We start from the raw sequence: 21,400 nt of genomic DNA, 5'->3' as shown, positions 1-21,400 counted from the left end.
GCGGCGTGTCCCGGTTCAGTCCGCCCGTGGGCGTACCAGGCCCGTCTCGTAGGCGATGACCACGAGCTGGGCGCGGTCGCGGGCGCCGAGTTTGGCCATCGCCCGGTTGACGTGGGTCTTGACGGTGAGCGGGCTGACTTCAAGCCGCTCGGCGATCTCGTCGTTGGAGTGCCCCCCGGCGACCAGCACGAGGACCTCGCGTTCGCGGCCGGTGAGGGCGTCGAGCCGCCGGGAGTGCAGGCGGTCGGGGTCGTCGGCGCCGTCCCCCTGGGCGAGGAACCGCGCGATCAGGCCCTTGGTGGCCGCCGGGGAGAGCAGCGCGTCCCCCGCGGCGGCCACCCGGATCGCGTTCAGCAGTTCGTCGGGTTCCGAGCCCTTGCCGAGGAAGCCCGAAGCGCCGGCCCGCAGGGACTGCACCACGTACTCGTCGACCTCGAAGGTCGTCAGGATCACCACGTGCACATCCGCGAGGTCCGGGGCGGTGCTGATCATCCGGGTGGCGGCGAGCCCGTCGGTGCCGGGCATCCGGATGTCCATCAGCACCACGTCGGCGTGTGACGCGCGGGCCTGCCGCACCGCCTCTGCGCCGTCGGACGCCTCGCCGACCACCTCCATGTCGGGTTCGGAGTCGACCAGCACCTTGAACGCGCTGCGCAGCAGCGCCTGGTCGTCCGCGAGCACCACCCGGATGGGGGTGGCGGCGGGCGCTGTGCTCCCGGTTGTCACCTGCGGCCCTCCGTCGCTCTTGTGGCCCGGTCGATGGGGCCGAGCGGCAGGATCGCATGGACGCGGAAGCCGCCGCCGTACCGGGGGCCCGCGGTGCAGCTGCCGCCGAGTGCCGCGGCACGCTCCCGCATGCCGATGAGCCCGTGGCCGCCGTGCCCTTCGCCGGGTTCGGGTGCCGTCGGCCCCGGGGGCGCCGCGGTCGGGGGTGCCTCTGGCCGGGGCGCCTCTGTCGGGGATACCCCCGGCCGGGGTGCCGAAGGGCCGCTGGCGCCGGGTGGGTGGGTTGGTGTCGTGGGGGCATGTACTCCCCCAGCGCTCAACGCCTGGGAGGTACCCCCATCGGGCCGGCGCGATTGCCCTGGTCCGTCGGGTGATCGTGCGTCCTGCGGCGGTCCCTGCGCGGGCACGTGCCCCCACGGCACCTTCTCGCCGTCGGCGGCTGTCCCCCGGTGGGCGGTTTCTTCCTTCGCCCCTTGCGGGGCGTGAGCGGCTCTGGCCTCGGCGACCGTGGGGCCGGAGAGGTCAGCGGGCGGGGCTTTGCCGGGGGCAGCGGAACGCTCCGGACCGGTGTCGAGGACGGTCAGTTCCAGTTGCCGTCCCGTGCGGACGACGGAGACCTCGGCGCTCGCGCCGGTGCCCGCGTGCTTGCGCACGTTGGTGAGCGCCTCCTGGATGATGCGGTAGACCGCGAGGTCCACGGCCGCCGGCAGCGCGAGCCCGGGATCGGTGTGGTTGACCGTCACCGGAAGACCCGCACAGCGGAACGTTTCGACAAGGTCGTCAAGACGCTCCAGGCCGGGTGCGGGCTCGGTGGGCGCCTCGGGGTCGCCGGACTGGCGTAGCAGGCCGACGGTGGCGCGCAGCTCGCCGAGGGCGGTGCGGCCGGCCTCCCTGACGTGTGCCAGTGCCTCTTTGGCCTGGTCGGGCCGCCGGTCCATGACATGGGCTGCCACTCCGGCCTGCACGTTGACCAGGGCGATGTGGTGGGCGACCACGTCGTGCAGGTCGCGGGCGATGCGCAGGCGTTCCTCGGCGACGCGGCGGCGGGCCTCTTCCTCGCGGGTGCGCTCGGCACGCTCGGCGCGCTCCCGCATGGCCTGGATGAAGGCGCGTCGGCTGCGCACCGCGTCACCGGCGGCCGCCGCCATGCCGGTCCACGCGAACAGCCCGATGTTCTCCTGCGTGTACCAGGGCCAGGGGCCGGCGAGCATGCCGGCGGTGGTCAGCACGGCACCGGTGAGCAGTCCGTCCCGCCAGGCGGTGGACCGGTCGGTGGTGGCGGCGACGGTGTAGAGGGCGACCACGGCGCTCATGGCGACGGGCGCGCGGGGTTCGATGGCCAGCAGCTCCACCAGGGACAGCGTGCCGGTGACCAGGAGGACGGTCTGGGGCGCCCGGCGGCGGAAGACCAGCGCAGCGGCGGCGAGCACCATGAGCAGGACGCTGAGGGTGCTCGGGGGGTGGGTGGCCCAGAGGCGACCGTGCCTGCCCTGGGAGTCGGGGAAGGAGCCGGCGACCATGCAGACGAGGGCGCCGGTCGCCAGGGCGGCGTCCAGCGCCAGTGGATGGCGGTGCAGCCAGGCCTGGCCGACGTCGGTGAGCGGTCTCACGGTGGTGGGGGAACGAGGTGAAGGGCGGCGCCCCGGAACGGGGCGCCCGGCGGGAGCGTGCGGGGGCAGCCGGAGGACGGCACGGCGGGAGGGGTCCGACGGTGGCGAGGCCGGCGCTGGGGGCGCTGGACGGGTGCTCCGCCGCGCCGGCCGCGGCGGAACAGCCGCGGCCGTGCGGTCGGGGTCAACCGGGGATCAGGCCGTCCTCCTTGAGCAGGGACTTGACCTCCTCGAGGGTGGCGTCGGGGGCGGGCAGGATCAGCTCCGACGGCTCCAGGGAGTCGTCGGGAAGCGGCTCGCCCAGTTCACGCACCCGGTTCAGGAGCGCGTGCAGGGTGTCGCGGAAGCCGGGGCTGTCGCCGCGCTCCATCTCGGCAAGCAGGTCGTCGTCCAGCTTGTTCAGCTCGGGGAACTGGTTGTCGGCCAGCACCAGCTGGCCCTCCCCCATGATCCGTACGATCATGACGCTCTCCTCGGCGTGACCTACTGCTTGTCGAAGCGCGGGGTGTCGGAGTGCTGCTGGCCCTGCGGCGCCTGCTGGCCGTTCTGGCTCTGGCCGCCCTCGATGGCCTGCTGGGAGGAGCTGCCGCCGGCCAGCTCGGCCTTCATGCGCTGGAGTTCCAGCTCCACGTCCGTGCCGCCGGAGAGCCGGTCCAGCTCGGCCTGGATGTCGTCCTTGGCCATGCCGGACGGGTCGTCCAGGGCGCCGGAGGCCAGCAGCTCGTCGATCGCGCCGGCGCGCGCCTGGAGCTGTGCGGTCTTGTCCTCGGCCCGCTGGATCGCCAGGCCGACGTCGCCCATCTCCTCGGAGATGCCCGAGAAGGCCTCGCCGATCCTGGTCTGCGCCTGGGCGGCCGTGTAGGTGGCCTTGATGGTCTCCTTCTTGGTCCGGAAGGCGTCCACCTTGGCCTGAAGGCGCTGCGCTGCCAGGGTGAGCTTCTCCTCCTCGCCCTGGAGGGTCTGGTGCTGCGTCTCCAGGTCGGTGACCTGCTGCTGGAGGGCCGCACGGCGGGAGAGCGCCTCGCGAGCGAGGTCCTCCCGGCCCAGCGCGAGGGCCTTGCGGCCCTGGTCCTCCAGGGTGGAGGACTGCTTCTGCAACTGGCCGAGTTGCAGTTCGAGGCGCTTGCGCGACGTCGCCACGTCGGCAACACCACGGCGCACCTTCTGGAGCAGCTCCAGCTGCTTCTGGTACGAGTAATCGAGGGTCTCGCGCGGGTCCTCAGCCCGGTCGAGGGCCTTGTTCGCCTTTGCGCGGAAGATCATTCCCATCCGCTTCATGACACCGCTCATGGGCTTCGCGCGCCCCCTTCTGACGGACTCCAGCTCCAGCTGCCCAACTACACCCACAGTACGGGCCCTGCATCCATTACCGCACTGTTCCGGCACGGATGCGCTCATCCCCAAGGACGACTGCCTCCACCGCCGCTCCCGCGTAAGGAGGAGGCGGCGCCCCGGGTACACCCACCGGAGTCGGCTCGTGACGCCGTGTGTCCAACCCGCCCCGGTGCGGCACCGGTCCGCCCTGGTGCGGCCCCCGTACAGACTGGTAAGACGCTCGGCGTTGCCGGATCGTTCCCCACGCGGCAGCTGCCGTCTCGCCGGGACCCTCTACCCTTGGGTTTCGTGTTCCGTAGCCGTGCGAAGGAAGAGAAGGCCCCGGCAGCCAAGGCGCCGGCGACCGCCTCCAAAGAGACCCGTGACCCTCAGGCCCCCAAGGGCAGGCCGACGCCCAAGCGCAGCGTGGCGCAGTCGCAGCGGCGCAGCGTGGCCAACACGCCCGTGACCCGTAAGGAGGCCGCGAAGCGGCAGCGCGATGCGCGCCGGGTGCAGATGGAGCGCCAGCGCCAGGCGCTGGCCGGCGGCGACGAGCGGTATCTGCCGGCCCGCGACAAGGGGCCGGTGCGCAAGTTCGCACGCGATTTCGTGGACTCCCGATTCCACATGGCGGAATTCTTCCTGCCGCTGGCGGTCGTGATCCTCGTGCTGAGCATGGTGCGGGTGGGCGCGGTGCAGAGCATCGCGCTGCTGCTGTGGCTGGTCGTGATCATCCTCATCGTCGTCGACTCGGCCGTCACCTGGGTGCGGTTGCGCAAGCGGCTCGCGGAGCGCTTCGCCGGCGAGTCCACCCGCGGCGCCGTGGCGTACGCCCTCATGCGCACCCTCCAGATGCGGCGCCTGCGGATGCCGAAGCCGCAGGTCAAGCGCGGCGAGCAGCCCTGACCGTAGGCCGTGTCGGCCGCGAGCGCCGGAAGCCGGCGCCCGCGGTCGCGGTAGGCGGTGTCGCGACGGCGAGCCGGAGCCCCCGGCCGGGGACGGCGCGCGCCACCCCCTGATCGGACCCGCAGCACAGGCCGGACAGACCGGACTGAAGGGATACTCCGGTCATGGACCCTGCGCCTGCACTCCCCCGTCGCCGGCTGCCCTGGGGCGTCGCCCGAACCGTACGGATCAACGTCCGGCCGTCGCTCGCCGTCGCCCTCTGCCTGGGCGTGGCGGCGCCGCTCGGCGGTTGTGCAACGTCGGAATCACCCGCGCGGCACGCGACGGGCGCGTCACGCGGGGCGGCCGAGCAGGGTGCCCGGTCGGCGCCGCTGGCCGCCGAGGACCTGCAGAACGCCTACGAGCGGGTGATCAGGAACGTCCTGCCGTCCGTCGTCCAGATCCAGAGCAGCAAGGGTCTCGGCTCCGGCATCGTCTACGACGACCAGGGGCATGTGGTCACCAACGCGCACGTGGTGGGCAAGGAGAAGACGTTCAAGGTCTCCTCGTCCAGCAGCGGGGGCATGCTGACCGCCAAGGTGGTGTTCGCCTACCCCGACCAGGACCTCGCGGTCGTCCGGCTGAACCGGGTGCCGAGCCGGCTGCGTGCGGCGTCCTTCGCCGAGTCGTCCTCGGTGCGGGTCGGCCAGATCGTGCTGGCCATGGGCTCACCGCTGGGTCTGGCCTCCAGCGTCACCCAGGGCATCGTGTCGGCGACCGGCCGGACGGTCACCGAGGGCGGCGGGGACGACAGCGCGCCGGGCGGCACGGGCGCCACGATCGTCGACATGGTGCAGACCTCGGCCGCGATCAACCCCGGCAACAGCGGCGGCGCCCTGGTGGGGCTCGACGGCAAGGTCATCGGCATCCCCACGCTCGCCGCCACCGACCCCAACCTGAACGGCAGCGCGGCCCCCGGAATCGGCTTCGCCATCCCCTCGCACACGGTCACCACGGTCGCCGACCAGATCATCAGGACCGGCAAGGTCACCAACTCGGGTCGGGCCGCGCTGGGGGTCACGGTCCGCACCGTGCTGGGCAACGACTTCCAGCCCGACGGCGCCTCCGTGGTCAAGGCGAAGAAGGGCGGGGCGGCGGACCGGGCGGGCATCAAAGCCGGTGACGTCATCACCCGGGTCGGCTCGACGAAGATCACCTCGGTGACCTCGCTCACCGAGGCCCTGGCACACCGAAAACCCGGGCAGAAGGTGCCGGTGACGTTCCAGCGGGACGGCAAGAAGCGAACGGTGCAGGTCACGCTCGCGTCGATGTAGGCCCGCACCGGCGACCTTCGGTGCGGCGGTGCGGCGGTGCCGCGGTGCGGCTCGGGCGGGCTCGGGCGGGTTCGGGCGTCGTGGCTGCCGCGGTGCGCCGGATCCTGCCGCTGCCGCGGTGCGTGGCGATGCGCCCGGCGCGGAGACCGCCGAGACCCCGCGATAGCAGGCCGCGGCCGACCCGGAGCCGGACGAGGGCGCCCCTCGTAGCGGTGCCGGGCCCTCTGCGGACGCAGACCCGCACCCCAGGTGCCGCCCATGCCCACGCAGCGACCAGGTCTCCGGCAGGTGAGCGACCTGGTCTCCGACACGTCGGCGCGGCGTCGTCGCCCGGTCCGCGCCGCCGCCGCGCCGTGGTCAGTCGCCGGGCTCCGCGGGGTGCAGGCCCATGGGGCCGTAGATCACCGTGCTGTCCTCCAGCAGCGTGGCCTGGTCGGCGCCGCCCTCGGCGAGCGGCTTCCAGTACTCGCCGAGCCAGGACTCCGCATCGCCCTGCGTGGTGAACTCCCCGGGCTGGACGGCCGGCTCGACCTCCGTCCCGTCCGACTTCTCGAACCGCCACGTCCATGCCGTCATGCCAGCCTCCGCATCTGTGGCCCGCCTTGGGTACGTCGACGGTGGTCAGTGCTCGTCCGCCTTGATCACCGGGCCCGTACCTCAGAAGCCTAGCCGGACGCGCACGCCGGGCGGGGGCGCGGGAGGATCTTCCCGTGGAAGTGACTCTGCTCGGCACCGGCGGTCCCGAGGGCATGCCCCGTCCCGGCTGCGCGTGCGCCGCCTGTTCCCAGGCCCGCGGCGAGGACGCGCGCGCCGCGACCGCGGTCCTGGTGGACGGCACCCTGCTGCTCGACCTGACGCCGGGGCTGCCGTTCACCACGGCCCGGGCCGGGCACGCGCTGGGCAACGTGCGACAGGTGTTGCTGTCCCACCCGCACGACGGCCCGCCCGTCGACGTGCCCGCCGGGGTGCCGCCGCCCGGCCGGGTGCCCGACGGGCGCGAACTGGCGCTGCTCACCGGCCACCGGGTACGCGCCGTGGCGATGGACGCCCCCGGCACCGGGTACGAGGTGCTCGGCCCGGACGGTGCGCGGCTGCTGTACCTGCCACCCGGCGCCGCGCCGGCCGGCCTGCCGGAGCGTCAGGAACCGTACGACATGGTGCTCGCCGACGTCGTGGGCCGCCCCGACGCGCTGGCCCGGCTGCGTGCCTCCGGCGGTGTCGGCGCCGCCACCGACGTGATCGCGGTCCACCTGAGCCATGACGTGCCGCCCGGCGCCGAACTCCGCCGCCGGCTGGCCGCGGCCGGCGCACGGGCGGTGCCCGACGGCGCACGGGTGGGCGCCGGCCCGTACGGCAGCTCCAACGGCGGTACCGGACAGGGCACGCCGGTGGTGCCCGGCGTGGCCGCCCTGCCGTACGTGCCGGACGTGCCCGTGGTGCCACGCCGCACGCTGATCCTGGGCGGGGCGCGCTCGGGCAAGTCCGTGGAGGCGGAGCGGCGCCTCGAGTCCTTCCCCGACGTGCTGTACGTGGCGACGGGCGGCACCCGGTCCGGCGACCCCGAGTGGGCGGCCCGGGTCCACGCGCACCGCGAGCGGCGCCCCGGTTCCTGGCGGACCGAGGAGACCTGCGACCTCGTACCGCTGCTCGCCCGGGAGGGGCCGGTACTCCTCGTGGACTGCCTGTCGCTGTGGCTCAGCACGATGATGGACGAGGTGGGGGCCTGGGACGACGACGAGTGGAGCGGGGGCGGCGAGCGGGAGCTGCGGCGACGGGTCACGGCGCTCACGGACGCGGTGCGGCACACCCCTCGCACCCTGGTGGCCGTCTCGAACGAGGTGGGCTCCGGAATCGTCCCGGCGACGGCGTCGGGTCGGCGCTACCGTGACGAACTCGGCCGTCTGAACGCGGCCTTCGCCGCCGAGTGCGAGCACGTCCTGCTGGTCGTGGCGGGCCAGGCGCTGGTGCTGCGCGGGTGAGACCCGCACCGGTACGCCCGCGCACGCGCGTCAGGACCGGTCAGCCGCCTCCCCCTCCCCCACTCCCCGACGCGTCGTCGGGGTCCCGACGGGCGATGATCCGGTAGGCGTTGGCGAACCGGGTCCGGCGGGCGGCGGGGGCGAGCAGGTGGTCGATGCCGCGGGCGGCGGCGACGGCCGGCGCTGCGGCGCGCGGCAGCAGCGCCCGCAGGGCGCGGCGCAGCGCACTGGACCGTACCGCGCTGCGGGGTGCGCCGGCCGCCGGCAGGCAGCGGCCGAGGGCGAGCAGCAGTGCGGCCGTCAGGTCGTGCGGCACGTGTGCGGCGCGGCGTTCGGCGGCGATGACCGTGTAGCCGAGGTCCTCCAGCTCGCGGTGGAGGTTGCGCAGCGGGATCAGGTGCAGGTGCTGCGGTTGCAGGTGCGCGACCCACCAGCGGCCCAGCAGGGCGGCACAGCGGCTCTCCGGATCGGCCGTCTCGATCAGCAGGTGCCCACCGGGGCGCAGCACCGTGCGGGCCGCGCGCAGTTCGGCGCGCGGGTCGGGGGTGTGCTCCAGGTGGTGGAACATGCTCAACGCGTCGTAGCGGCCGGCGAGGCGGGGCGCGAGTTCGGGGAGCGTGCCGCGGTGCCCCTCCTCGATGTGCCCGTCCGCGACGGCCAGTTCGACGACCGCGCCCGCGTCGAGCCCGTCGAACGCGATGTAGGGGTGCTCTTCCTTGGCGACGGCCGGGAACAGGGCCCGTCCCGTGCCGACGTCGAGCCAGCTCTCCGGCTCGCCGAAGCGCAGCAGCGCATCGGCGGCCGCCCGGTGGCGGCGGGGGCTGTGCCGGGCGCCCAGGATGCGCTCGGCCGCCGCGGGACCGAGGCCGTCGTGCAGGTCACGGCAGTAGAAGTCCAGTCCCTGGGGGGTGAGCCGGGGGTTCTGGAAGTGGTGCGCGCAGTCGTCGCACCGGTCGAGTACGAAGGTGCCGCTGCGGTGCTGGAGCAGGTCGGTGGTGGTCAGCCGGGTGCTGAGCCGGGTCGAACCGCACCAGGGGCAGTCGGTGCGGCGCGGCTCGTGGAGGAGGTCGGTCCGCTGGCCGGGTCCGGTGGCGTGCGGGGGGCGTCGTCCGGTGACGGCCTGCTCGGTGGGGGGCATGGCGACTCCATGGTCCGCTGCCGCAGCCCGCTGCCTGAAGACACTCCGATGCCCTGGACCCCGGGGTCCTGCGAGCCGTAGGACAATCCATAATTCACTACAAACCGGAACGTATGGGATCAAGGGGTTCGACGCAATGACGTCCGGCGGCGCGGGCGCGGCGAACCGGCCCGCCGGTGCACCCGGCCCGGCGGATACGCGGGCCGCCCCGCATCGGCCCCGCGCCCCTCCCGGTACTGTTCGGCGCATGAGCACGCCGGCCAGGGTGCCCGTACGTCATCCGAGGAGAGCCTGAGTGAACCTGGACGACTTCACCGATCTGATCGAGCGACCCGACGGCGGAGTGCGCCGCGACGCCGAGGAACGGCGTGGCCGCGTGCCGCTGGTAGAGGACGCCCTGGGTCGCCTCGACGAGTTGGGCATATGGCTGGCGACCGCGCAGGCGACCAGCCCGGTACTCCCGATCAGGCAGCCGAAGGTCCTGCTGTTCGCCGGCGACCACGGAGTGGCGGAGCGGCAGGTCTCCACTCGGCACGCGGGGACCGCCGTCGACCTCGTCCGTCCGGTGCTCGCCGGCACCAGTCCCGTCGCCGTGCTGGCCCGCGGTTTCGACGTGCCGGTACGCGTCGTCGACATGGCCCTGGACTGCGACCCGGACACGCTGCCCGCCGACGTGGTGCGCCACCGGGTGCGGCGCGGCAGCGGCCCGATCGACGTCGAGGACGCGCTGACCGCGGCCGAGGCCGACGCGGCGCTGGAGGCCGGCGTCGCACTGGCCGACGAGGAGGCGGACTCCGGTACCGACCTGGTGGTGCTCGGCGATCTGAGCGTCGGCGGCACCACGGTGGCCGCCACCCTGATCGCGGCACTGTGCGGCACGGACGCCTCGGTGGTCACCGGTCGAGGCGGCTCGCCCATCGACGACCTGGCCTGGATGCGCAAGTGCGCGGCGGTGCGCGACGCCCTGCGCAGGGCCCGGCTCGTGCTCGGCGACCCGGCGCAGCTGCTGGCCGCGGTGGGCGGTGCGGACATCGCGGCGGCGACCGGCTTCCTGCTCCAGTGCGCGGTGCGGCACACCCCCGTCATCCTGGACGGGGTGGTCAGCGCGGCCGCCGCGCTGGTGGCCCAGCGGGTCGCCTTCCGCGCGCCGGACTGGTGGCTGCCGGGCCACCTCAGCAGCGAACCGGCCCAGGCGAAGGCCTACGACCGGATGGCTTTCGAGCCACTGTTCGACCAGGGGATCACCGTCGGGGAAGGCGTCGGCGCCCTGCTGGCCCTCCCCTTCGTACGGTCCGCTGCCGCGCTCGCCGCCGAACTGCCCCAAACGCAGGTTCAGGTCGTCGAACCCGCCGCCGAGGACACCAAGCCGTCCGACGATGCCGCGACGTCCGAGGCCGCGAAGCCGGTCGACTCGACCGAGCCGGCTGACGCGGTCGAGGCGACCGAGTCGGCCGAGGCGACCGGGTCCCCCTCCGCGAAGCCGGAATGACCCTCCCGCCCGACGACCCCGCGACACCGGCCCCGCCCGATCCGGAACCCCCGGACCACCCGGACCACCCGGAGAGCCCGGACGACCCGGCCGCCACCGTCCCCGTTCGCCCCACCGTGGCCGACGCGCTGCGGTTCACCTTCGGGATCCTGACCGTCATACCGGTGCGGGTGTCCCGCTGGGACCGGGCCACGGCGGGCGCCGGCATGCTGGGGGCGCCGCTCGCCGGGCTGGTCGTGGGGCTGTGCGCGGCGGCGGTCGGCGGGTTGCTGCTCGCCCTGGGCGCGGGCGGGCCGCTCGCCGCGGTCGCGGGGGTGGCGGCCGGTGCGGTGCTCACCCGGGGCCTCCACCTCGACGGGCTCGCCGACACCGCCGACGGCCTCGGGAGCGCCCCACCCGGCAACACCGGCAACACCGGCAGCGCCGGCAGCGCCGAGAAGGCACTGCGCGTCATGAAGCAGTCCGACATCGGGCCGTTCGGCGTCGTCACGTTGGTCCTGGTGCTGCTCGCCCAGGTGGCCGCACTGGCCCGGCTCTACGAGGAGTCCTGGGCATGGGGCGCCGTCGGGGCAGTGCTCGCGGCGACCACCGCCCGGCTCGCCCTCACCCTCGCCGCCCGCGCCGGCGTGCCGTCCGCCCGCCCTGACGGCCTGGGCGCCGCGGTCGCCGGCAGCGTGCCGGCGCGTGGCGCACTGCTCGTGGCGGCGGTGACGGTCGCCGCCGCGGGAGGCGCCGGCGCACTCTTCGGTACGGCAGACGCGGTGCAGTGCGCCCTGGCGGTCCTGTGTGGCTGTGGTAGCGCCGCCCTGCTGCGGCGCCACTGCGTGCGTCGGTTCGGCGGAGTGACCGGTGACGTCTTCGGCGCCCTGGCGGAGACCGCGGCGACCACCGCACTGCTGGTCATGACGTTCGGTCAGTGATCAGGCGCTCGTCACGACACCCGGCCGTCGACCGTCCACGCCCTCCGGCCGTTGGTCGCCCGAAGAAGCGACCGGCGACCGTCACGCCGGACGCACTGACGGACCGTCACCTCATCCTCACCGGTGATCGCCAGGACGTTCGTACGGTGACGGGAGCCCCCGACGAGGGCGCTGTGCGGACGCCGTGCGCCCCGTGCGAACAGGCTCGAACGCCCCGGGACGGGCAGCGCGGACGGGATACCGCCGACCGGTTTCGCGGTGGTCCTGGGGTGACCTCCGGTCGGGGGGCGGCGTTACGGAGCGTAGGCTCCTTGAAGGGCCCGACGACCGCGGGGCCGGTGCCCTGCGGCCCGGAAGGTGCCCCAGCCAAGGAACTCAACGGAAGCGAGAATCCATCACCGTGACTGCTCTCACTCTCAGTACCGCCGCGGCGGCCGGCCTGCGGGCCGACGCGATCGTGGTCGGGGTCGCAAAGGGCACACCGTCCAAATCCCAGGGACTGGTTGTGGCACCCGGCGCCGAGGCTGTGGACAAGGCATACGACGGCAGGCTCGCCGCCGTGCTGGAGACGCTGGGCGCCGTGGGAGCGGAGGGCGAGGTGACCAAGCTGCCCTCCCCCGCCGGTTTCAAGACGCCCGTGGTGCTGGCGGTCGGGCTCGGCGCGCTGCCCGAGTCGAACGAAGGCTTCGGCACCGAGACGCTGCGCCGCGCCGCCGGCTGCGCCTCCCGGGCCATGGCGGGCGCGAAGAAGGCCGCGTTCGCGCTGCCCGTCGACGGCGCCGACGCCCTCGCCGCCATCGCCGAGGGCACCGTGCTGGGGGCCTACGTCTTCGACGCGTACAAGGTGTCCGGGCCGGGTGGCGCCGCGACCGCCCGCAAGAACGGCAAGAACGGCAAGAACGCCAAGCCCCCGCTCGCCGAGGCGACGCTGCTCGGCGGCAAGCCCCGTGACAAGGCTCACAAGGCCGCCCTCGAGCGCGCCGCCGCCGTCTGCGAGGAGATCAACCGCGCCCGCGACCTGGTCAACACCCCGCCGAACGACCTCACCCCCGCCACGTTCGCCCACCTCGCGTCCACCGCGGCCAAGGAACACGGCGTCAAGGTCCAGGTGCTCGACGAGAAGGAGCTCACGAAGGGCGGCTACGGCGGCATCCTCGGCGTCGGCGCCGGCTCCACGGCACCGCCGCGGCTGGTCAGGCTCGTCTACAAGCACCCCAAGGCGAAGCAGTCCCTGGCGTTCATCGGCAAGGGCATCACCTACGACTCCGGCGGTATCTCCCTGAAGCCGCCGGGCCACAACGAGACGATGAAGTGCGACATGGGCGGCGCCGCCGCGGTGCTCTCCACCGTGCTCGCCGTGGCCCGGCTCGGCCTGGCGGTGGAGGTCACCGGCTGGCTGGCGCTGGCCGAGAACATGCCGTCCGGGTCCGCACTGCGCCCGGGGGACGTGCTGCGGATGTACAGCGGCACCACGGTCGAGGTGCTGAACACGGACGCGGAAGGCCGTCTGGTGCTGGCCGACGCGATCTCGCGCGCCTCGGAGGACAAGCCGGACGCGATCGTCGACGTGGCGACCCTGACCGGCGCGATGATCCTGGCGCTGGGCAGCCGGACGTTCGGGATCATGGCCAACGACGACGCCTTCCGCAGCACGCTGCACGAGATCTCCGAGGAGGCCGGCGAGCCGTCCTGGCCGATGCCGCTGCCGGAGTACCTGCTGAAGGGCATGGACACGCCGACCGCCGACATGGCCAACATGGGCGAGCGGATGGGCGGCGGCCTGGTCGCCGGGCTCTTCCTGCGCGAGTTCGTCGGCGAGGACATCACCTGGGCGCACCTCGACATCGCCGGCCCGGCGTACAACGAGGGCAGCGCGTTCGGCTACACCCCCAAGGGCGGCACCGGCAGCGGCGTGCGCACCCTGGTCCGGCTCGCCGAGCGGGCCGCCGCGGGCGAGCTGGCCTGACGGCCACGCCCGTCCGGGCGGCACCACGAAGGTGCTGCCGGTGGCGGTGCGCGCGGGCGGGCGCGCACCCACGGGCCGCACGGGCACCCGGGACTCCGGACCCCGGCACCCCGGCACCCCGGCACCCCGGCACCCCGGCACCCGCGCCGGGACACACACCGACCCCGGACCGGATCACGCCGGCCGGGGGCACGCACCCCTACGGGCAGGGCCCGACGGCGGTGGACACGGAACGCATCCGGATGACAGCGGCCCGTTCGAAGCGCCGCGGCCCTCGCGCGCGCCGGACCGGGACCGCTCCCCCACTGCCCCAAAGGCGTGGGAGGTGCCCTCAGAGCGATGCCGGGAAACGCACCCGAACGTCGTACGTTGATACGCAGGCGTACCCCTCCGGGATGATGCCCGGGCTCCGTGACGCGACGGCCGGCGGCGAAAACCCACGGCGGAATCGGACGGGGGAAGAGGCGCGGCGGGCGCGATCGTTGCCAGGACGGTGGTGGCTGCGGGGCAGGCTCCGGCCCGTCCCAGTCACCGGCCCGGCGTCCCGCCGCCCCTCAAGAGGTGCGAAGATGGGTTCCCGGCAGGACAGGGCCCCCACCACAGGGCCGGAGAACGAGCGGCCGAACACCAGCCGACCGGGGGCGTCCCGCACGGACGGGACCCCGTCGTTCGGCGCACATGCATGGAGGACGTGACGTGGCGAACGACGCCAGCACCGTTTTCGACCTAGTGATCCTCGGCGGTGGCAGCGGCGGGTATGCCGCGGCGCTGCGCGGGGCGCAGCTGGGTCTGGACGTCGCCCTGATCGAGAAGGACAAGGTCGGCGGCACCTGCCTGCACCGCGGCTGCATCCCCACGAAGGCCCTGCTGCACGCCGGCGAGCTCGCCGACCAGGCCCGTGAGTCCGAGCAGTTCGGTGTCCGGGCCAGCTTCGACGGCATCGACATGGCCGGCGTCCACAAGTACAAGGACGACGTGATCTCCGGCCTGTACAAGGGCCTCCAGGGCCTGGTCGCCTCCCGCAAGGTGACCGTCTTCGCAGGCGAGGGCCGGCTCTCGTCGGCCACCTCGGTCGATGTGAACGGCCAGCGGGTCCAGGGTCGCCACATCCTGCTCGCGACCGGTTCCGTGCCGAAGTCGCTGCCGGGCCTGACGATCGACGGCGAGCGGATCATCTCCTCGGACCACGCGCTCACGCTGGACCGCGTCCCGCAGTCCGCGATCATCCTGGGCGGCGGCGTCATCGGCGTGGAGTTCGCCTCGGCGTGGAAGTCGTTCGGCACCGAGGTCACCGTCGTGGAGGGCCTGAAGCACCTCGTCCCGGCAGAGGACGAGAACAGCTCCAAGCTGCTGGAGCGCGCCTTCCGCAAGCGGGGGATCAAGTTCAACCTCGGCACCTTCTTCGAGAAGGCCGAGTACACCGAGAACGGCGTGCGGGTCACGCTGGCCGACGGCAAGACCTTCGAGGCCGAGCTGCTGCTCGTCGCCATCGGCCGCGGGCCCGTCTCGCAGAACCTGGGTTACGAGGAAGTCGGCGTCGCCATGGACCGCGGCTTCGTCCTCGTCGACGAGTACATGCAGACCAACATCCCGACCGTCTCCGCCGTCGGCGACCTGGCGCCCACGCTCCAGCTCGCGCACGTCGGCTTCGCCGAGGGCATCCTGGTCGCGGAGCGTCTGGCCGGCCTGAAGACCGTTCCGATCGACTACGACGGTGTGCCGCGCGTGACGTACTGCCAGCCGGAGGTCGCTTCGGTCGGCGTCACCGAGGCGAAGGCCAAGGAGATCTACGGTGCGGACAAGGTCGTCGCCCTGAAGTACAACCTGGCGGGCAACGGCCGCAGCAAGATCCTCAAGACCGCGGGCGAGATCAAGCTCGTCCAGGTCAAGGACGGTGCCGTGGTCGGCGTGCACATGGTCGGCGACCGGATCGGCGAGCAGGTCGGCGAGGCCCAGCTGATCTACAACTGGGAGGCGCTGCCCGCCGAGGTCGCCCAGCTCATCCACGCCCACCCGACGCAGAGCGAGGCCCTGGGCGAGGCGCACCTGGCCCTTGCGGGCAAGCCGCTGCACTCCCATGACTGACGCATCCGCGCCGTCCCCTTCAGCTGTGTCCCATCCGTTCCGCCCATCCGGCCAGGGGGCCGGCGCATCCCGCCGGCCGAGCCCCGCGGCGCCGGACGGGCGGAGCCGGCCGCCCGGACGGGCGGATCGCCGGTCCTTCGCCGGTGGTGCTCCCCCACTGCCCTCGACAGACTCCCCCACTGCCTTGAGGGCGTGGGCGGTACCCCCATCCGGTCCTGCCCACGCCCGCGCGGCGGCGGGGGAGCGCCGGCCCCAGACTTCCGCACTTTTCGTTAGGAGCAAGTGAAACCATGGCGGTTTCCGTAACCCTTCCGGCGCTCGGCGAGAGCGTCACCGAGGGCACCGTCACCCGCTGGCTGAAGGCCGAGGGTGAGCGTGTCGAGGCCGATGAGCCGCTGCTTGAGGTCTCCACCGACAAGGTCGACACCGAGATCCCCGCACCGGCCGCCGGTGTGCTCTACGCCATCAAGGTGGCCGAGGACGAGACCGTCGAGGTCGGCGCCGAGCTGGCCGTGATCGACGACGGCTCCGGCGCCCCGGCCGAGGACGCGGCCCCGGACGCGGAGGCCCAGGAGGCGCCCGCGCCGGAGCCCGAGCCGGCCGCTCCGGCGCCCAGCGCCGAGGCCGCCGAGCCCGCCCCGGCGCCGACCGCGGAGGCCACCGCCGGCGGTGGCACCGCCGAAGGGACCGACGTGGTGCTGCCCGCGCTCGGCGAGAGCGTCACGGAAGGCACCGTCACCCGCTGGCTGAAGCAGGTCGGCGACTCCGTCGAGGCCGATGAGCCGCTGCTCGAGGTCTCCACCGACAAGGTCGACACCGAGATCCCCGCACCGACGTCGGGCACCCTGCTGGAGATCGTCGTCAACGAGGACGAGACCGCCGAGGTGGGCGCCAGGCTCGCGGTGATCGGCGCCGCAGGTGCCGCTCCGGCCGCTGCCCCCGCGCCCGCCGAGCCGGCCCCGGCGCAGGCACCGGCCGAGGCGCCGGCACCGGCCCCGCAGCCGGCCGCCCCGGCCGCGCAGGCCCCCGCCGCCCCGGCTCCGCCGCAGCCCGCGCCGGCCCCGCAGCCGGCCGCAGCTCCCGCGCCGGCCAAGCCGGCGGCGCCCGCCGCGCCTTCGGCCGTCGTCTCCGGCGACGAGGGCGCGTATGTGACCCCGCTGGTGCGCAAGCTCGCCCAGGAGAACGGCGTGGACCTGTCCACGGTGAAGGGCACCGGCGTCGGCGGTCGGATCCGCAAGCAGGACGTCCTCGCCGCCGCCGAGGCCGCCAAGGCCGCCGCGCAGGCACCGGCGCCGCAGGCTCCGGCCGCTGCCGCGGCGCCGAAGGCGCCGTCTCTGGAGCCGTCCCCGCTGCGCGGCCAGACCGTGAAGATGACCCGCATGCGCAAGGTCATCGGGGACAACATGATGAAGGCGCTGCACGAGCAGGCCCAGCTGTCCTCGGTCGTCGAGGTCGACGTCACCAAGCTGATGCGGCTGCGGGCCCGCGCCAAGGACTCCTTCGCCGCCCGTGAGGGCGTCAAGCTGTCCCCGATGCCGTTCTACGTGAAGGCCGCCGCCCAGGCGCTGAAGGCCCACCCGGTCGTCAACGCTCGGATCAACGAGTCCGAGGGCACCATCACGTACTTCGACGCGGAGAACATCGGCATCGCCGTGGACTCCGAGCGTGGTCTGATGACGCCCGTCATCAAGAACGCCGGCGACCTGAACCTGGCGGGCATCGCCAAGAAGACCGCGGAGCTGGCCGGCGCGGTACGCGCCAGCAAGATCACCCCGGACGACCTGGCGGGCGCCACCTTCACCATCTCCAACACCGGTTCGCGCGGTGCGCTGTTCGACACGATCATCGTGCCGCCGAACCAGGTCGCCATCCTCGGCATCGGTGCCACGGTCAAGCGGCCGGCGGTCATCGAGACCGACGAGGGCAGCGTCATCGGCATCCGTGACATGACGTACCTGGTGCTCTCTTACGACCACCGCCTGGTGGACGGCGCGGACGCCGCCCGCTACCTGACGGCCGTCAAGGCGATCCTGGAAGCCGGGGAGTTCGAGGTCGAGCTGGGTCTGTGACCCGGCCCGCGGCCGTGTAAGCCTCGTCTCACCTGCGTCTGGCGCCCCCGTTCGGAGCCTTCCGAGCGGGGGCGCCGCCGTATTGTCTAGGGGTAACGCCCTGGGTTCTCCCGGTAACCCAAGGGCGCCGCCCGCCGGAAGGAGCTCAGATGACCGCGCCGGTAGTCCACTCGCTGCGCGAGCAGATCCGCGAGCACATCGTGGAAGGGATCGTCAGCGGCCGCTGGCAGCCCGGCGAGCGGATCGTGGAGCGCCGGATCGCCACCGAGCTCGCGGTCAGCCAGACGCCGGTACGCGAGGCGCTGCGCGAGCTGGAGTCGCTGCGGCTCATCGAGTCCTCGCCGAACAAGGGCGTACGGGTACGCAACCTCACCGCGGCCGACCTGGAGGAGAGCTATCCGGTCCGGGCCGGTCTGGAGCAGATCGCGGCGGAGCTGGCCTGCGAGAAGCTGGCGGCCGACTGCGGCGCGCTGGAACCCCATGTGGCCGCCCTCTACGAGGCCGACCTGGTGTCCGACGGCACCGCGCAGGTACGCCACACCGTCGCCTTCCACCGCGAGCTGGTGCGCGCCGCGGGCAACAGCGTCCTGCTGCACACCTGGGAGGGCCTGGGCATCGAGGTCTTCACCGCCCTGTCGATCCGCTGGCTCGGCACCGTGCAGCAGTCGTACGCGGAGGAGCACGAGGAGCTGATGGCGGCGTTCAGGCGGCGCGACCCCCGGATCGGGGAGATCGTCAAGGTGCACGTACTAGGCTGCGCTCCGCGTGCCTGAGTCGGCCCCCTGAGCCCCACGCCTTCCTCGGGTCGCACCCCTTCCCAGGGGTATCGGTCAGCGCGGCACCGGGTGCACTTATCTCGGCACGCTGTGCCGACTTTTCCCGTTCCAGGAAGTTTTGCCCCTCAAACTTTGATCGATCATCGATCGTAGTCTTAGAGTTCTCGCGGGCTTCCACCGAAGTCCCACGCCCTGTCCTGCCACAGACCAAGGGCAACCCGTACCCCACCGACGAGGTGGGGGCACCACCCACGCCCTGAAGGCAGTGGGGGACCCCTTCGACCCGGAAGGCGGCGACATGACCGACCCGACCACCCTCCAGCCGAGCGCGCTCGATCAGCTCCCGGACCGCGACCCCGAAGAGACCGCCGAATGGCAGGCGTCCCTGGACGCCGTCACCAAGGCGGCCGGGCCGCACCGCGCCGCGTACCTGATGCGCCGCACGCTGGAGCGCGCCGAGGGTGCCGGTCTCGCGCTACCGAAGCTCCTGGAGACCGACTACGTCAACACCATCCCCACCGCCGCCGAGCCCACCGTGGACGGCGACGAGGAGATGGAAGCCAGGATCACCGCGTACAACCGCTGGAACGCGGCCGCGATGGTCACCCGCGGCTCGAAGTACGGCGTCGGCGGTCACATCGCCACCTTCGCCTCCGCCGCCTGGCTCTACGAGACCGGCTTCAACCACTTCTTCCGCGGCAAGGAGGGTGGCAGCGGCGACCAGCTCTACGTGCAGGGCCACGCCTCCCCCGGCATCTACGCCCGCGCCTTCCTCGACGGCCGGCTGACCGAGGAGAACCTGGACCACTTCCGCCGCGAGGCCGGCGGCAAGGGCGTCCCGTCGTATCCGCACCCGCGCCGCACGCCGTGGCTGTGGGAGTTCCCGACCGTCTCCATGGGCCTCGGCCCGCTCTCCGCGATCTACCAGGCGCGCTTCAACCGCTACCTGACCGCGCGCGGCATCAAGGACGTCTCCGACTCGCACGTCTGGGCGTTCCTGGGCGACGGCGAGATGGACGAGCCGGAGTCCACGGCGGCACTGGCGCTCGCCGCCCGCGAGGGCCTGGACAACCTGACCTTCGTCATCAACTGCAACCTCCAGCGCCTCGACGGCCCGGTACGCGCCAACTTCAAGATCGTTCAGGAGCTCGAGGCGCAGTTCCGCGGCGCCGGCTGGAACGTGATCAAGTCCCTGTGGGGCTCTTCCTGGGACGAGCTGCTGCACCTCGACGCCACGGGCGCACTGGTACGCCGGCTGCGCGAGGTACCCGACGCCCAGATCCAGACGTACCAGACCCGGGACGCGGCCTACATCCGTGAGCACTTCTTCGGCGCGGACCCCGCGCTCGCGGCGCTGGCGCAGCAGTTCAGCGACGACAAGATCATCGAGTGCTTCCACGTCTCACGCGGCGGCCACGAGCCCCGCAAGGTGCACGCGGCGTACCAGGCGGCGCTGGCGCACAAGGGCACGCCGACCGTGATCCTCGCGCAGACCGTCAAGGGCCACACCCTCGGTGCGGGCTTCGCGTCGAAGAACGCCAACCACCAGATGAAGAAGCTGACGGTGGACGAGTTCAAGACGATGCGCGACGTGGTCGGCCTGCCGGTCCCGGACAGCGCGTTCGTCGACGGCCAGGTGCCCTACGCGCACCCCGGCGCAGACTCCCCCGAGGTGCGGTACCTGCACGAGCGGCGCGCCGCGCTCGGCGGCCCCGCGCCGGCCCGCCGGCTGCATCCGGTCGCCCCGCTGCCGGCCCCCGCCGACAAGGCGTTCGCCGCCTTCGACAAGGGTTCCGGCAAGCAGTCGGTGGCCACCACGATGGCCTTCGTCCGCCTGGTGAAGGACCTGATCAGGGACAAGGAGACCGGCAAGCGCTGGGTTCCGATCGTGCCCGACGAGGCCCGCACCTTCGGCATGGAGTCGCTGTTCCCGTCGCTCGGCATCTACTCCCCCAAGGGCCAGACGTACGAGCCGGTCGACCGCGACCAGCTGATGTACTACCGCGAGGCGGAGACCGGCCAGATCCTCAACGAGGGGATCACCGAGGCCGGTTCGATGGCCGACTTCATCGCCGCGGCGACCTCGTACGCCACGCACTCCGAGGCGATGATCCCGTTCTACATCTTCTACTCGATGTTCGGCTGGCAGCGCACCGGCGACCAGATGTGGCAGCTCGGCGACCAGCTCGGCCGGGGCTTCCTGGTCGGCGCCACCGCGGGCCGCACCACGCTCACCGGTGAGGGCCTCCAGCACGCGGACGGCCAGTCGCCGCTGCTCGCCGCGGCGAACCCGGCGGCGCTCAGCTACGACCCGGCGTTCGCCTACGAGGTCGCGGCGATCGTCAAGGAGGGCCTGCGCCGGATGTACGGCGAGCCGGCCCCGGGTGAGACCGAGGACGACCGCAACGTCTTCTACTACCTCACCGTCTACAACGAGCCGATGCCGCAGCCGGCGAAACCCGCCGGCGACGGGGTCGACGAGGGCATCGTCAAGGGCCTGTACCGCTTCAACACGGCCGAGTCCGCCGGCCTCACCGTCCCCGCGAACGCACCGCGCATCCAGCTGCTCGGCTCCGGCACCGCGATCCACTGGGTGCTCGAGGCGCAGAAGCTGCTCGCCGAGGAGTGGGGCGTGGCCGCCGACGTGTGGTCGGCCACCTCGTGGGGCGAGCTGCGCCGGGACGCCATGGCGGCGGACGCGGCGGTGCTGCGCGGCGAGGAGCAGGTGCCCTACCTGCGGCAGGCGCTGGCCGGGATCGACACGCCGGTGCTGGCCGTCAGCGACTACATGCGGCAGGTGCCGGACCAGATCGCCCAGTGGATCGAGCAGGACTACACCTCGCTCGGCGCGGACGGTTTCGGCATCTCCGACACCCGGGAAGCGGCGCGCCGGCACTTCGGCGTCGACGCCCCGTCGGTGGTCGTCGCGGCGCTGGCCCAGCTGGCGCGGCGCGGCGAGGTGCCTGCGGCGTCCGTCAAGGAGGCCAGGGGACGCTACGGCGCCTGAGGTCACGTGCGGGGCCCGGACCTCACGGTGCCTTGACGGGCCCGTGACCCCGGCCTCTCTCCCCCACCCACCCGTCTCCTGCGAGGCGGGTGGGCGGATCAC

Annotated in this window: 16 protein-coding genes; 10 read left to right on the top strand and 6 right to left on the bottom strand. The window is 73.1% G+C overall.

Features of this window, described 5'->3' with window-relative positions; genetic code table 11:
• Positions 1 to 15 precede the first annotated feature (15 nt).
• The 4 genes from NQO67_RS17600 to NQO67_RS17585 form a co-directional block, all read right to left on the bottom strand.
• Complete coding sequence (locus NQO67_RS17600; RefSeq protein ID WP_255950955.1) at positions 16 to 726, bottom strand: response regulator; 711 nt, start codon at positions 724 to 726, stop codon at positions 16 to 18.
• Complete coding sequence (locus NQO67_RS17595; RefSeq protein ID WP_255950954.1) at positions 723 to 2,336, bottom strand: sensor histidine kinase; 1,614 nt, start codon at positions 2,334 to 2,336, stop codon at positions 723 to 725. Before NQO67_RS17595 ends, NQO67_RS17600 begins: the two co-directional genes overlap by 4 nt.
• A 184-nt stretch (positions 2,337 to 2,520) precedes the next feature.
• Positions 2,521 to 2,799 carry a PspA-associated protein PspAA gene (gene pspAA, locus NQO67_RS17590; RefSeq protein WP_255950953.1) on the bottom strand — a complete coding sequence of 93 codons (279 nt, stop codon included), beginning with the start codon at positions 2,797 to 2,799 and terminating at the stop codon, positions 2,521 to 2,523.
• A gap of 20 nt (positions 2,800 to 2,819) precedes the next feature.
• Entirely contained in the window at positions 2,820 to 3,626 is an 807-nt protein-coding gene (locus tag NQO67_RS17585) for a PspA/IM30 family protein (RefSeq protein WP_255950952.1), read from the bottom strand.
• Between the two features lie 297 nt (positions 3,627 to 3,923).
• On the opposite strand from NQO67_RS17585, the gene NQO67_RS17580 reads away from it, so the two are divergent.
• Both NQO67_RS17580 and NQO67_RS17575 read left to right on the top strand, forming a co-directional pair.
• On the top strand, positions 3,924 to 4,556 hold the full coding sequence (locus NQO67_RS17580; RefSeq protein ID WP_255951028.1) for a DUF3043 domain-containing protein: 633 nt from the start codon (positions 3,924 to 3,926) through the stop codon (positions 4,554 to 4,556).
• Between the two features lie 164 nt (positions 4,557 to 4,720).
• Complete coding sequence (locus NQO67_RS17575; RefSeq protein WP_255950951.1) at positions 4,721 to 5,869, top strand: S1C family serine protease; 1,149 nt, start codon at positions 4,721 to 4,723, stop codon at positions 5,867 to 5,869.
• A gap of 357 nt (positions 5,870 to 6,226) precedes the next feature.
• Here NQO67_RS17575 and NQO67_RS17570 read toward each other — a convergent pair whose 3' ends face one another.
• Positions 6,227 to 6,445: a hypothetical protein gene (locus NQO67_RS17570; protein WP_255950950.1), complete on the bottom strand. Its 219-nt coding sequence runs from the start codon at positions 6,443 to 6,445 to the stop codon at positions 6,227 to 6,229.
• 134 nt (positions 6,446 to 6,579) lie between these two features.
• Between NQO67_RS17570 and NQO67_RS17565 the strand changes: the two genes are divergently transcribed.
• Complete coding sequence (locus tag NQO67_RS17565) at positions 6,580 to 7,848, top strand: bifunctional adenosylcobinamide kinase/adenosylcobinamide-phosphate guanylyltransferase (protein WP_255950949.1); 1,269 nt, start codon at positions 6,580 to 6,582, stop codon at positions 7,846 to 7,848.
• A gap of 40 nt (positions 7,849 to 7,888) precedes the next feature.
• Here NQO67_RS17565 and NQO67_RS17560 read toward each other — a convergent pair whose 3' ends face one another.
• On the bottom strand, positions 7,889 to 8,986 hold the full coding sequence (locus NQO67_RS17560) for a class I SAM-dependent methyltransferase (RefSeq protein ID WP_255950948.1): 1,098 nt from the start codon (positions 8,984 to 8,986) through the stop codon (positions 7,889 to 7,891).
• A 295-nt stretch (positions 8,987 to 9,281) separates the two neighbouring features.
• On the opposite strand from NQO67_RS17560, the gene NQO67_RS17555 reads away from it, so the two are divergent.
• From NQO67_RS17555 to aceE, 7 genes are all read left to right on the top strand, one after another.
• Complete coding sequence (locus NQO67_RS17555) at positions 9,282 to 10,475, top strand: nicotinate-nucleotide--dimethylbenzimidazole phosphoribosyltransferase (RefSeq protein WP_255950947.1); 1,194 nt, start codon at positions 9,282 to 9,284, stop codon at positions 10,473 to 10,475.
• Entirely contained in the window at positions 10,472 to 11,395 is a 924-nt protein-coding gene (locus NQO67_RS17550) for an adenosylcobinamide-GDP ribazoletransferase (protein ID WP_255950946.1), read from the top strand. Before NQO67_RS17555 ends, NQO67_RS17550 begins: the two co-directional genes overlap by 4 nt.
• A gap of 400 nt (positions 11,396 to 11,795) precedes the next feature.
• Complete coding sequence (locus NQO67_RS17545; protein WP_255950945.1) at positions 11,796 to 13,361, top strand: leucyl aminopeptidase; 1,566 nt, start codon at positions 11,796 to 11,798, stop codon at positions 13,359 to 13,361.
• A 696-nt stretch (positions 13,362 to 14,057) separates the two neighbouring features.
• Entirely contained in the window at positions 14,058 to 15,446 is a 1,389-nt protein-coding gene (lpdA, locus tag NQO67_RS17540; RefSeq protein WP_255950944.1) for a dihydrolipoyl dehydrogenase, read from the top strand.
• Positions 15,447 to 15,736: 290 nt separating this feature from the next.
• Positions 15,737 to 17,515 carry a 2-oxoglutarate dehydrogenase, E2 component, dihydrolipoamide succinyltransferase gene (gene sucB / locus NQO67_RS17535; RefSeq protein ID WP_255950943.1) on the top strand — a complete coding sequence of 593 codons (1,779 nt, stop codon included), beginning with the start codon at positions 15,737 to 15,739 and terminating at the stop codon, positions 17,513 to 17,515.
• Positions 17,516 to 17,664: 149 nt separating this feature from the next.
• On the top strand, positions 17,665 to 18,288 hold the full coding sequence (locus tag NQO67_RS17530) for a GntR family transcriptional regulator (RefSeq protein WP_255950942.1): 624 nt from the start codon (positions 17,665 to 17,667) through the stop codon (positions 18,286 to 18,288).
• A gap of 301 nt (positions 18,289 to 18,589) precedes the next feature.
• Entirely contained in the window at positions 18,590 to 21,298 is a 2,709-nt protein-coding gene (gene aceE / locus NQO67_RS17525) for a pyruvate dehydrogenase (acetyl-transferring), homodimeric type (protein ID WP_255950941.1), read from the top strand.
• Positions 21,299 to 21,400: the final 102 nt, after the last annotated feature.

Source organism: Streptomyces odontomachi, assembly GCF_024435355.1.
Taxonomy (GTDB): domain Bacteria; phylum Actinomycetota; class Actinomycetes; order Streptomycetales; family Streptomycetaceae; genus Streptomyces; species Streptomyces odontomachi.
Note: the sequence above shows the minus strand (reverse complement) of the source record. Positions and strands in the feature narration are given on the sequence as shown.